This window comes from Vibrio sp. 1CM7H (genome assembly GCF_023161645.1).
In the GTDB taxonomy this organism is placed as follows: Bacteria; Pseudomonadota; Gammaproteobacteria; order Enterobacterales; family Vibrionaceae; genus Vibrio; species Vibrio diabolicus.
Map to the genome: position 1 here is coordinate 23,917 of NZ_JALNTV010000004.1, position 12,222 is coordinate 36,138.

9 protein-coding genes are annotated in these 12,222 nt (G+C 48.2%); 5 read left to right on the forward strand and 4 right to left on the reverse strand.

All coding sequences use genetic code 11. From position 1 onward, the window contains the following. Positions 1-4 precede the first annotated feature (4 nt). A complete protein-coding gene (locus tag MSG33_RS15790; RefSeq protein ID WP_248381429.1) occupies positions 5-616 on the forward strand; it encodes a bifunctional 4-hydroxy-2-oxoglutarate aldolase/2-dehydro-3-deoxy-phosphogluconate aldolase in 612 nt (203 codons plus the stop codon). A 105-nt stretch (positions 617-721) separates the two neighbouring features. Here MSG33_RS15790 and xapA read toward each other — a convergent pair whose 3' ends face one another. Next, positions 722-1,546, reverse strand: a complete 825-nt coding sequence (gene xapA / locus MSG33_RS15795) for a xanthosine phosphorylase (protein ID WP_248381430.1) — start codon at positions 1,544-1,546, stop codon at positions 722-724. Between the two features lie 121 nt (positions 1,547-1,667). On the opposite strand from xapA, the gene MSG33_RS15800 reads away from it, so the two are divergent. Continuing rightward, entirely contained in the window at positions 1,668-2,573 is a 906-nt protein-coding gene (locus MSG33_RS15800; RefSeq protein WP_025611398.1) for a LysR family transcriptional regulator, read from the forward strand. An 80-nt stretch (positions 2,574-2,653) separates the two neighbouring features. On the opposite strand, the gene gorA is transcribed toward MSG33_RS15800, so the two are convergent. Further along, the gene (gene gorA / locus MSG33_RS15805; RefSeq protein WP_104974633.1) at positions 2,654-4,009 is read right to left on the reverse strand and encodes a glutathione-disulfide reductase; all 1,356 of its coding nucleotides are present in this window, start codon (positions 4,007-4,009) and stop codon (positions 2,654-2,656) included. Between the two features lie 259 nt (positions 4,010-4,268). Then, on the reverse strand, positions 4,269-5,108 hold the full coding sequence (locus MSG33_RS15810; protein WP_012841238.1) for a 23S rRNA (adenine(2030)-N(6))-methyltransferase RlmJ: 840 nt from the start codon (positions 5,106-5,108) through the stop codon (positions 4,269-4,271). Positions 5,109-5,503: 395 nt separating this feature from the next. Here MSG33_RS15810 and prlC point away from each other — a divergent pair, with 395 nt between their 5' ends. After that, on the forward strand, positions 5,504-7,546 hold the full coding sequence (gene prlC, locus MSG33_RS15815; protein WP_006741761.1) for an oligopeptidase A: 2,043 nt from the start codon (positions 5,504-5,506) through the stop codon (positions 7,544-7,546). A gap of 74 nt (positions 7,547-7,620) precedes the next feature. On the opposite strand, the gene asnC is transcribed toward prlC, so the two are convergent. Next, complete coding sequence (asnC, locus tag MSG33_RS15820) at positions 7,621-8,085, reverse strand: transcriptional regulator AsnC (protein WP_005394393.1); 465 nt, start codon at positions 8,083-8,085, stop codon at positions 7,621-7,623. 113 nt (positions 8,086-8,198) lie between these two features. On the opposite strand from asnC, the gene MSG33_RS15825 reads away from it, so the two are divergent. Together MSG33_RS15825 and MSG33_RS15830 are read left to right on the forward strand one after the other, a co-directional pair. Further along, positions 8,199-11,324: an EAL domain-containing protein gene (locus tag MSG33_RS15825; protein WP_248381431.1), complete on the forward strand. Its 3,126-nt coding sequence runs from the start codon at positions 8,199-8,201 to the stop codon at positions 11,322-11,324. A 90-nt stretch (positions 11,325-11,414) separates the two neighbouring features. Continuing rightward, positions 11,415-12,194, forward strand: a complete 780-nt coding sequence (locus MSG33_RS15830; protein ID WP_005394395.1) for a class I SAM-dependent methyltransferase — start codon at positions 11,415-11,417, stop codon at positions 12,192-12,194. Positions 12,195-12,222 lie beyond the last annotated feature (28 nt).

Here is a 12,222-nt window from a genome sequence, read left to right on the forward strand (position 1 = left end):
CCCCATGACAACACTTGAACAACGATTAAGAGAAATCAAAATCGTCCCAGTTATCGCAATCAACGACGTAGCACACGCTCTGCCACTGGCAAAAGTGTTGGTAGAAAACGGTTTACCATGTGCGGAAGTGACATTCCGCACCGAAGCGGCGGCGGAATCGATTCGCATCATGCGTGAAGCGTACCCAGAATTGTTGATTGGCGCGGGCACCGTTCTGACCACAGAACAAGTGGATATCGCGATCGAAGCGGGCGTGGACTTTATCGTTAGCCCAGGCTTCAACCCAACCACAGTGAAATACTGTCAGCAACGTGGTGTGACTATCGTACCGGGTGTAAACAACCCAAGCTTGGTTGAGCAAGCGATGGAAATGGGTCTGCGTACGTTGAAGTTCTTCCCTGCTGAGCCATCAGGCGGCGTAAACATGCTGAAAGCACTGACGGCGGTTTACCCTGTGGAATTCATGCCGACAGGTGGTGTAAGCCCATCCAACGTGGAAGATTACCTAGCGCTGAAATTGGTTGTGGCTTGTGGCGGTACTTGGATGGTGCCAACCGCAATGATGGACAACGGCGATTGGGAAGGCATTGCTGAATTGGTGCGCGCAGTTAAGTAAAACGCACAAACGGCTCCGAAATACCCCCGAACGTTAGAAAACGTGATACGAAAAAGGGTCATCAAGTTACTTGATGACCCTTTTGCTTTTTGGAATGAAACGGCTTTAGAAGTGATGCTTCATAAAGCGCTTAATAAAGCGAATAAAATCTGCTTCGGCTAGCTTCGCGCACTTCAATGTTTGGGCGTGAGACAATTCTACATCTCCCAAGCCTTCTGCCATGTTGGTGATCGCACACACTGCCAATACGGGTAAGCCGCAATGCGCCGCAGAAATCACTTCTGGCACGACCGACATGCCCACCACATCACCACCGATGATTTGCATCATGCGGATTTCAGCTGCGGTCTCAAAGTTGGGGCCTGTGTAAGAGACAAACACGCCTTCATTGAGGTGAATACCATTGGCTTTGCCGACTTCAAACGCTTCTGCGCGCAGGCCTTTGTCGTACGCATTGGCGAGGCTGAAGAACCTCGGGCCGTACTCTTCATCATTCGGACCGATCATTGGCGATTCAGGCATGGTGTTGATGTGGTCATGAAATACCACCAGAGAGCCGACATCAATACGCTCAGGGCGAAGTGAGCCTGCCGCGTTGGTGACGAGCAGAAACTCACAGCCCAGCTTTTTAAAGGTTCGTACGGGTGTTGTCATGACCTTCATTGAGCCGTGTTCGTAGTAGTGACCGCGACCTTTCATGCACACTACGTCTACGCCGCCCATGGTGCCAAGTACCAACTCACCAGAGTGGCCTTGCACGGTGCTAACCGGAAAGCCTTCGAGCTCTTCGTATGGAATGACCACTTTGTCTTGTAGCTCGTCTGCCAATACGCCTAAGCCAGAGCCTAAAATAAACGCCGCTTTAGGTTGGAAGTTTGGTTTGCGTTCGCGAATGGTTTGTAGCGCGCCGATTACTGGATCGTGATTCATGTTAGTCACCTTCTGGTTGTGTGTTGATTCCATTGTGTGACTTTCTGCGCTGGTTATCTTTGCTTTATTCGCTACTATCATCCTTAAAAAGAGGATGATGAAATTCGCTAGGACTCAATGCATGAAGTCAGAACCATTTGAGCGCGTGACGCTGAAGATGCTGCGTTACTTTTACGAGGTCGCACAAACCAAGCATTTCACTAAGGCCGCCGAGAACCTCAATATTACCAATTCGCCGTTGAGCAATCGCATCAAAGAGTTGGAAGAGGTGCTTAACGTCAAACTGTTTGAGCGTGATTCAAGAAACGTCATGCTGACGGAGGCAGGGCGATTGTTGGAGTCCAAATGCCAACTGATTTTTCAGACCTTAGATGTCTCGCTCAATCAAGTGCAGCAAGTGGGTTTGAACCAGAGAAATATCCTGCGAGTTGGTGTGGTAAGTAGCGCATTTTGGGGCGGATTTGATCGTCTGTTGCAGGGCTTCCATGCTGAGCATGACACTTATCACGCCGACATTTTTGACCTCAACCCAGAGACGCAAAAGAAGCATCTGAGTGAGAAGAAAATCGACGTGGGCATTGTACGTTTTGCCGATGCACTCAACATTTATCCGTATCAGTCGGTGTCTTTGGGCAAAGATGTGTTTGTGGTGGCGGTGTCGGAGCAACATGAGTTAGCCAGCAAATCTTTGCTGCGGCTCCAAGATTTAAAGACGTGTGAGTTTGCGTTTATGAGTTTGGCGAATTCTGCCTCGGCAAACTTCATCATCAATGCCTGTCTGCAAGAAGGCTTTTCACCCCATATTGGCAAACAAGTGGTGGAGCCAAGCACCTTGATGGCGTATGTGGCAAACAGCAACACCGTGACGTTGGTGCCGTCGACGTTTTCTCAGCATCATTGGCATGGGATTCGTTTTATCAAGCTGAAAGAGTCACTGCGTGCAGACTTGTGTCTGATTCATGACGGTAAGCAGGAGAGTGCTATCAAAGCCGAGTTTATTCGCACGTTATTGGAGAATGCGAGTTAAGCATGGGCAAACAAAAAAGGTCACCCTAAGGTGACCTTTTCGAATGATTCGCTGAAATCAGCAATGCGATTAGCGCGCAATTAACGCATCGTTACGAATTCTTCTGAGCCCGTTGGGTGGATAGCCACAACAGAGTCGAAGTCTGCTTTGGTTGCGCCCATCTTCATTGCTACGCCGAAGCCTTGGATCATTTCATCTACCGTGAAACCGATGCCGTGCAGACCAACAACCGTTTCTTCTTCGCCCGCACATACAAGCTTCATCTTACATGGTTGACGGTGCTTAGTAACGGCGGTGTACATCGCAGTAAAGCCAGATGTGTAGACTTTGATGTTGTCTTTGCCGTACTTCTCTTCCGCTTCTTGCGTTGTAAGACCGATAGTGCCGATTGGTGGGTGGCTAAATACCACAGTTGGAACCAAATCGTAGTCCATCTTCGCGTTTGGTTTATTGTTGAACAAACGCTCAGAAAGTTGACGACCCGCTTTCACTGCTACTGGTGTTAGCTCGATACCGCCTTCCATGATGTCACCCACACAGTAGATGCCTTTCACGTTGGTTTCTTGGTATTCGTCTACCTTGATGTAGCCTTTTTCGTTCGTTGCCACGCCGGTTGACGCTAGGTTGATTGCGTCTGTTGCTGGGTGACGACCGATTGCCCAAATCAGTTGGTCAACGTTTTGGCTCTCACCGTTTTCTAGGTGCAGAGTTAGGCTGCCATCGGTTTCTTTTACCACTTCTTTTGGTACAGAATGGGTGTGCAGTGTTGGGCCTTCTGCTTCCATCACTTCAACCAACGTATCGATGATCATTGGATCGAAGCTACGCAGTGGTGACTCTTTACGTACGAACAGGTGCGTTTCTGTACCTAGTGCGTGCAGCACGCCAGCAATTTCAACTGCGATGTAGCCAGCGCCGACAACCGCAACGCGTTTTGGTTGCTCTGCTAGGTCGAAGAAGCCGTTTGAATCGATGCCGTATTCAGCGCCTGGAATGTTTGGAATAGTAGGACGACCACCCACCGCGATCAGGATGTGATCCGCAGTATAATGTTCACCGTTTACTTCTACGGTTTTCTCGTCAACAAACTTAGCAAAGCCTTTAATCACGTTTACTTTGTTGTTGCCAAGAACGCGATCGTAAGATTGGTGAATACGACCAATGTACGCCTGACGGCTCTCAACCAGTTTGCTCCAGTCGAAACCTTTCACGTCGACATCAAAACCGTAATCTTCTGCGTACAGGTTCATTGCTTCTGCGATTTGTGCGCCGTGCCACATCACTTTCTTCGGTACACAACCTACGTTGACACAGGTACCGCCAAGGTCTTGAGCTTCGATTAGCGCAACTTTCGCGCCGTACATCGCCGCACGGTTTGCAGATGCGATGCCGCCACTGCCGCCACCGATACAGATATAGTCAAAATGAGTCGCCATTACTTTCTCCAAGAGCTTATAAATTTTATCTGGTACATAGATAGATTGGGATGACCTTGCCCGAACTCAATGCCACCGTTATCCCACTATCATAAATCGAATGTAACGAATTCCTAAATGGGAAAAAGCGACATTACTTATGACAAATAGCGATGAGAGGCACAAAAAGAAGAATAAGCGCGATGAGAGGGCAAAGTTGAGAGTATAAAAAAGCGCAACGAAAATGTCGTTGCGCTGAGAGGTTTCGGTGCAGATTAGCTTACTCTGGCACAATCCAGTCCACTTTCCAGTGGCCGGTGGCTGGTGCGATCGCGTCTTGCAGGAATGGCAGAATCTCTTTCATCTGGCTTTCCAGTTTCCACGGCGGGTTAATCACAATCATGCCGGATGCCGTCATGCCGCGCTCGTTGGTATCGGGTGCGACACCTAACTCGATTTGCAGAATTTTACGAATGCCTAGTGCTTCCAGGCCTTCGATCATATCTTCGATGTCGTGACGGTTTACCACTGGGTACCAAATCGCGTAGATACCGGTTGCCCAACGCTTATGGCTCTGATGAATCGCGCGCACTACATCGCGGTACTCTTTCGCGAGCTCGTATGGTGGGTCAATTAGTACCAAACCACGACGCTCTTGTGGCGGCAAGCTGGCTTTTAGACGCTGGAACCCGTCCTCTTTGAAGATGCTCACTTGGCGATCGCGATGGAATTCTTGCTCCAACAATGGATGATCGGCTGGGTGCAGCTCCGTCAGCACCATGCGATCTTGTGGGCGGACTTGCGCGCGCGCTACACGTGGTGAGCCTGGGTAGTAACGCAGCTTCTCGCCGTTGTTGAGTACTTTGATGGCATCGATGTAGCTTTTGATATCTTCAGGAATGTTTGGGTTATCCCAAATACGAGCGATGCCTTGCTTGTATTCGCCCGTTTTTTCAGACCATTCGTGAGTCAGATCGTAACGGCCCACACCCGAGTGGGTATCGTGATAAACGAATGGCTTATCTTTTTGTTTCAGCGCATCAAGAATGAGGCTTTGAACGATGTGTTTGACCACGTCGGCATGGTTGCCGGCGTGGAAGCTGTGGCGGTAACTTAACAAATTAAACTCTCGAAACACTCTTTGGTTGAGTGTGGTCTGTGATTTTCACTCTATGGCGGTATTATACTCAAGTAACTTAAAGATGTAGAACTTCCAATCAAATCCGTTCCTCTAATAGGGGCTCACTATTGAAATTTCTTTAAGTCACCCACACTTACTATTGGTAATCGAATTGAACTAGGTGAGTTTCTCGTGCTCAAAGAGTGTGAAATCTCATTTAGGTATAACAAGACTCAAGGACAGAGTAGCGCTCGTTGACTATATGGTCATCGCAGCATAGAGAAAGGGAACGGAGCTCCCCCAATCCATGTTGCTGGCTCGTCTGTACATTGAGTTGGCCTATCTACACAAAATAGACAGGCAATCACAGAGTCAAAACACAAAAGGAATTATTCATGTCTAATCCTCTTCTGACGTTTACGGACTTACCTCCGTTTTCTCAAATTAAACCAGAACACATCAAGCCTGCTGTTGAACAAGCGATTGCTGACTGCCGAGCGAAAATCGATGAAGTTCTAAAAGATAATGCTCACCCAACTTGGGACAGTGTGATTGCGCCAATTGAAGAAGCGGATGACCGCTTAAGCCGCATTTGGTCGCCAGTGGGTCACATGAACTCCGTGGTGAACAGCGAAGATCTGCGTGAGGCGTACGAAAGTTGTTTGCCAATTTTGTCAGAGTACGGCACTTGGGTTGGTCAGCACAAAGGCCTGTACGAAGCGTACAAAGCAATTAAAGCCAGTGATGCATTCGCAACGCTGACTCGCGCTCAACAAAAAACCATCACCGATGCGCTACGAGACTTTGAGTTATCGGGTATTGGTTTGCCATCCGATGAGCAGCACCGTTACGGCGAAATCAGCAAACGCATGTCTGAGCTCAGCTCTAAATTCTCTAACAATGTACTGGATGCCACCATGGGTTGGACCAAGCACATCACGGATGAGAAAGACCTTGCTGGCATGCCAGAATCGGCGCTGGCAGCAGCAAAAGCCGCGGCAGAAGCAAAAGAGCTAGATGGTTACCTCATTACGCTGGATATCCCATCTTACCTACCTGTCATGACGTACTGCGACAACCAAGAGTTGCGTAAAGAAGTGTACGAAGCGTATGTGACACGCGCCTCTGATCGCGGTCCAAATGCTGGTAAGTGGGACAACTCAGAAATCATTACTGAGCAACTGAGACTGCGTCACGAAATTTCACGCATGTTGGGTTTCAATACTTACAGCGAGAAATCGTTAGCAACGAAAATGGCCGAAACGCCAGATCAAGTGTTGGGCTTCTTGAATGACCTAGCGACACGTGCGAAACCACAAGGTGAACGTGAAGTCGAAGAGTTGCGTCAGTTTGCGAAAAGTGAGTTTGGCGTTGAAGAATTGAATGTGTGGGATATTGCTTACTACAGCGAGAAACAAAAGCAGCACTTGTTCCAAATCTCGGATGAAGAACTGCGCCCGTACTTCCCAGAATCAAAGGTTGTCAGTGGTCTGTTTGAAGTGCTAAACCGCGTGTTTGGCATGACAGTTACTGAGCGCGAAGGCGTGGACACTTGGCACGAATCTGTGCGTTTCTTCGATATCTTTGACGCTGAAGGCGCACTGCGTGGCAGTTTCTACTTAGATCTCTACGCACGTGAGCACAAACGTGGAGGCGCGTGGATGGATGACTGTCGTGGTCGTCGTATTACGCTCTCTGGCGAACTGCAAACGCCGGTGGCTTACCTAACGTGTAACTTCAACCGTCCAGTGGGCGACAAGCCAGCACTGTTTACGCACGATGAAGTTGTGACACTTTTCCATGAATTTGGTCACGGCATCCACCACATGCTGACTCAAGTAGAAACTGGCGCGGTATCAGGCATTAATGGCGTACCTTGGGATGCGGTTGAATTGCCAAGTCAGTTCCTGGAAAACTGGTGTTGGGAAGAAGACGCACTGGCGTTTATTTCTGGTCACTATGAGACAGGCGAGCCGTTGCCAAAAGCGATGCTAGATAAGATGCTCGCGGCGAAGAACTTCCAGTCGGCGATGGGCATTTTGCGTCAGCTAGAATTCGGTTTGTTCGACTTTACTCTGCACACCGAATACGACCCAGAAGTGGGTGCACGCGTTTTAGAAACGCTGGCGAAAGTGAAAGAGAAAGTCGCGGTGGTTCCAGCTGTTGAGTGGGCGCGCTTCTCGCACAGCTTTGGTCACATCTTCGCTGGTGGTTACAGCGCGGGTTACTACAGCTATCTGTGGGCTGAAGTGCTGTCGTCAGACGCGTATTCTCGCTTTGAAGAAGAAGGCATCTTCAACAAAGAAACGGGTCAAAGCTTCCTGAATAACATCCTAGAAATGGGTGGCAGTGAAGAGCCAATGGAGCTGTTTAAGCGCTTCCGTGGTCGTGAACCACAAATTGATGCGCTATTGCGCCATTCTGGTATTGCAGCGTAAGCGCACGCTGTCTTTCCAAAAATACTAAGGCCAACCATTCGGTTGGCCTTTTTTGTCTATTTTTTATAAAAAATTCACGGATTCACACTGCGGTTAATTGGGTTCTGCAGCGATATTAATGTCTCCGTAGACTGAACCTCATCAATGGCTTGCAGCTTATCAATCAGCACAAATTGCAGTTCTTCAATCGATTTGCACATCAATTTGACGAATATGTTATACGCGCCCGTGGTGTAGTAAGCTTCAACGACTTCGTCGAGCGCGTTGAGTTTTTCTAGCGCGGAATGGTAATCACGAGCTGCGTTTAGGTTAATTCCAATGAAGCAGCACACATCGTAGCCGAGCTTTTTGGTGTTTACGATCACCTCCGTTCCTTCGATGATATCAGCCGATTTCATCTTCTCAATACGCACATGGATAGTGGCAGGGCTGACATCGAACTGCTTTGCCATTTCTGCGTAGGGCGTTCTGGCGTCAGCCATCAGTGTTTTTAATATTGCGCGGTCAAGGTCGTCGAGTTTCGGCAGGCTCGCATTCATACTATTATTTCCGTTAGGGATAGAGTTTTACCTCCCTTTTATACTCATAGCGGATAGGATTCACAAGGTTTAGCAGGAGTAACTGCGGGTTAACTCCGAGCTATGGAGATAATGTGCAGCGTTTTCTGGTTATTGTCGCGCTATGTTGGAGCGCGTTTGCCGCGGCCTCAGATCCGAAAGTTTTGGTCGTGCACTCCTATCATCAAGGTTTTTTCTGGACGGATTCCATACAGCGAGGTATCGAGCAGCAATTGGGTGATCGATCGCTGGATATGCGCGTGCTCTATTTAGACTCGAAACGTAACCAGAGTGAGCAGTTTTTCGCTCAGCTTGAATCCTTATATCGTACGAAATTAAGCACAGAACGATTCGATGCCATTTTAGTGAGCGACAACAACGCGCTTGAACTGATGCAGCGTTTGGCACCAATCATCAAAGACACCCCGGTTATATTTAACGGCATCAACAATTATCATCCTTCTTTGCACCAATCTCTGAACGCAACAGGAGTAACAGAAGATGTCGATTTGGAGGCAAATTTAGCCCTCATAGAGCGCCTACACCCTGATTACACCCAAATTCTTATTGTCAGTGACCATTCCGTAACGGGAGAGGTATTACGCTATCAAATCGACGATTTTGTACATGAACATCCGCAATATCGCGACAAAATTGTGCAAGTTATTCCCGACAGTATCATTGACTTAAAGCAACAAGTGGCGAAGCTGAATAAAGATAAAGTCGTCCTGTTTTGGACTTATTACCGAGATAAACAGGGTGTGGTTGGCAGTGAACGTGACTGGATTGGCGTTAACAGAGCCTCAAATGCGCCGCTGTTTATGGTGCACGACATTGGCTTAGGGCATGGTGCGGTTGGTGGCGTGATCCAAAGTGGTTATCGGCATGGCATTGAGAGCGCTGAGATACTTGAGTTTGTATTGGATAACCCTGACCAAGCTCTGCCAGCCGTGAAGAAAAGTGATTCTGAAATCAAGCTCGATTATCAAGCTGTAGTGCGCTGGGGGCTGGGTGCTGAGCAAGAGGTCTCTGCGGTATTTTTTAATAAACCGATGAAGTTTTCTGAGCGTTTTGCCAAAGAAATTCGCTTGTTTGGTAGCCTGTTTGTGGTGATGTCGGTGGTCATTTTGTTGATGGGTTACTATTTACAGCGGATGCGTCGCAGCGAGAGTGCCGCGCGAGAAAGCCAAGCCATCTTAGAATCGATTTTTGATCAGAGCATGCAGTATATGGGCATTTTGGATGCCAACGGTGTACTTAAATCGGGCAACGATCACCTGCAATCTTTGCTGTATCACCAAGGGCTGCGTTTAGACCGACCACTTTGGTTTCATCCCAATTGGAGTGAGAAAGCACAAGCGTTGCTTGAGGCGTATTTCCACGCGCCTCACCATCAAGTGTCGACGTTTGAGGCTGAAATTTGGAGTAAAGAGCACGGTACATTGGTGTTGGAAATTTCACTCAAGCCTTTTTCTCAGCAAGTAGGAAATCAAAAGCAATACTTGTTTGAAGCGCGCGATATCACTAGTCGTAAGTTGATGGAAGATAAGCTCTATCAACGCGAATCAACCCTGCGTAACTATTATGAGCAACAGCCCGTCATGATGGTGACACTCGACTGCAATAACCGCATTCAAGAAGTGAATCGATTTGCTCAACTACTCCTCGGCTACAAACCGATGGACATGCTCGGACACCGCCTAAGGGAGTTTTATTTTGATGACAAGGTACTGTTTCCTCGCCAAGTGCTATTGCAACCCAATCAACAGGTGCATGGGGTCTGGCGACGTGAAGTCGAGTATCGCCATGCAAACGGTCATCGTGTTTGGGTACGCGAGAACATTCGTCCACTGAGTGAATCTGATCAGCTATTGATTGTGGGTGAAGATATTACAGAAACCAAACAGCTTTCCGAGAAATTGGAATATCAAGCGCGCTATGACTTGCTGACAGGGACTTATAACCGAAACCACTTTGAACTAGAGCTCAAGACCGCACTGCGTGAGGTGGACAGCCATCGTCGCGTCCACGCCATGCTATACCTCGACTTAGATCAGCTAAAAGTCCTCAATGATACGGTTGGGCATGATGCGGGTGACGCGGCGATTCAATTTTGCGCCAGCATGTTAGAGGAAGTGTTGCCATACAATTCCATCTTGGCTCGAATGGGAGGCGATGAGTTTGCGGTACTACTCAAAGATTGCGACGAATACGGCGCGATTAATATCGCTAAACTGATCATCTCGACGTTGAGTGAACATCTCTTTATTTGGGAAGATACACGCTTGTTCATCAGTTGTTCTATTGGTATTCGTATCATCGACCATACGGCAGAGACGCCGCAAATGGTGCATGCTCAAGCAGACTCTGCGTGTCATGCCGCCAAGGAGCAAGGCCGTAACCGCTACAATCTGTTCAGCTTAGATAACGAAGAGCTACAACGTCGCCAGATGGAAATGCAGAGCGTCAATCTGGTGCATGAGGCATTGTCGAATCAGCGTTTAGAGTTATTTGCTCAACCGATCAAAAGCTTACAAAAGCACGATGCTCAGATGTATTTTGAGATTTTAGTGCGCATTCGCAATGGATATGGTGATTATGTTTCTCCTGCATTGTTTATTCCTGCCTCCGAGCGCTACAACATTGCGCATTGGATTGATAAACAGGTCATTACTCAAACGCTAGAATGGTTTGAGCAACGCCCGGAGGTGGTTGAAAAACTCGGCCGTTGTTCGATAAACCTTTCAGGTCAATCTATGGGGAATCAAGAATTTATCGATTTCTTATTGGAACGACTGGAACGTTCGTCCATGCCGTGTGAAAAAATCTGTCTAGAAATCACCGAGACAGCAGCGATGAGTAATCTTGAGCAAGCCATTGAGCTCTTCACCAAGCTCAAAGCGTTGGGTTGTATGATTGCATTGGATGATTTCGGTTCGGGCTTGTCTTCATTTGGTTACTTAAAGAAACTTCCTGTTGATATCGTGAAAATTGATGGTCTTTTCGTGCGAGATATCAACGTAAATGAAATGGACCGTGTAATGGTTCGCTCGATCAATGATCTGGCAAAACAGCTAGGCAAAGTGACGGTGGCGGAGTTTGTCGAAAACGAACAAGTCATGCAGCATTTGATCGATCTTGGTGTGGATTATGGCCAAGGCTACGGTATTGGACATCCTCAACCGCTTTCTGAGTTAGTTGAGCGACTGACGGCTGAGTAGTCTTGTCATATCAAGCTCAACCTAGCATTGAGAGGTAACTTAGGTATACACTCAGCGCCAGTTACCGCGATTTTTTATTGGAGCCTCCTTTTGCAACTGCAATTGATCTGTGAAGACCCGTCTCAACAACCTCATCTGGATGAACTGGCTGCACGCTGGCAGCTTTCTCACACTGACGAGAGCGATTTTGCTTTGGTGCTGACCACCGAGCGTTTAGAGCTGCGTAAAGTGGATGAGCCAAAGTTGGGCGCTATTTTTGTCGATTTAATTGGTGGCGCAGTGGGACATCGCCGAAAATTTGGTGGTGGTAAGGGCCAAGCCATCGCAAAAGCCGCAGGTTTGAACAAAGGGGCAACGCCAACCGTTCTAGACGGCACGGCGGGGCTGGGACGTGACGCATTCGTTTTGGCTTCGCTCGGCTGTAAGGTACAGATGGTGGAGCGACACCCGGTAGTCGCAGCGTTGCTGGATGACGGCTTAGCGCGTGCGAAACAAGACCCTGAAATTGGAACTTGGGTATCAGAGCGTATGTCGCTGATCCATGCCTCCAGTCATGATGCATTGGAACAGCTGGCACAAGATGAAGACTTTGTTCAGCCAGATGTGGTGTATCTCGACCCTATGTATCCGCACCCAGAAAACAAGAAGAAATCGGCGCTCGTAAAAAAAGAGATGCGCGTTTTCCAATCGTTGGTTGGCGCCGATTTGGACGCCGATGGTTTGCTAGATCCTGCCATGGCGTTAGCCACAAAACGCGTGGTGGTGAAGCGCCCAGACTATGCAAACTGGCTGAACGAGCAAAAGCCGACTATGGCGATTGAAACCAAAAAAAATCGCTTTGATGTCTACGTTAAAGCCTCAATGGCATAACTTCCTGACCGCTCAACTTTTCTTGTCA

Bases quoted from the DNA above. Each gene is read 5' to 3' on its own strand.
- MSG33_RS15800 (WP_025611398.1), top strand. From the start codon at position 1,668: ATGAAGTCAGAACCATTTGAGCGCGTGACGCTGAAGATGCTGCGTTAC.
- xapA (WP_248381430.1), bottom strand. From the start codon at position 1,546: ATGAATCACGATCCAGTAATCGGCGCGCTACAAACCATTCGCGAACGC.
- prlC (WP_006741761.1), top strand. From the start codon at position 5,504: ATGTCTAATCCTCTTCTGACGTTTACGGACTTACCTCCGTTTTCTCAA.
- MSG33_RS15790 (WP_248381429.1), top strand. From the start codon at position 5: ATGACAACACTTGAACAACGATTAAGAGAAATCAAAATCGTCCCAGTT.
- asnC (WP_005394393.1), bottom strand. From the start codon at position 8,085: ATGAATGCGAGCCTGCCGAAACTCGACGACCTTGACCGCGCAATATTA.
- gorA (WP_104974633.1), bottom strand. From the start codon at position 4,009: ATGGCGACTCATTTTGACTATATCTGTATCGGTGGCGGCAGTGGCGGC.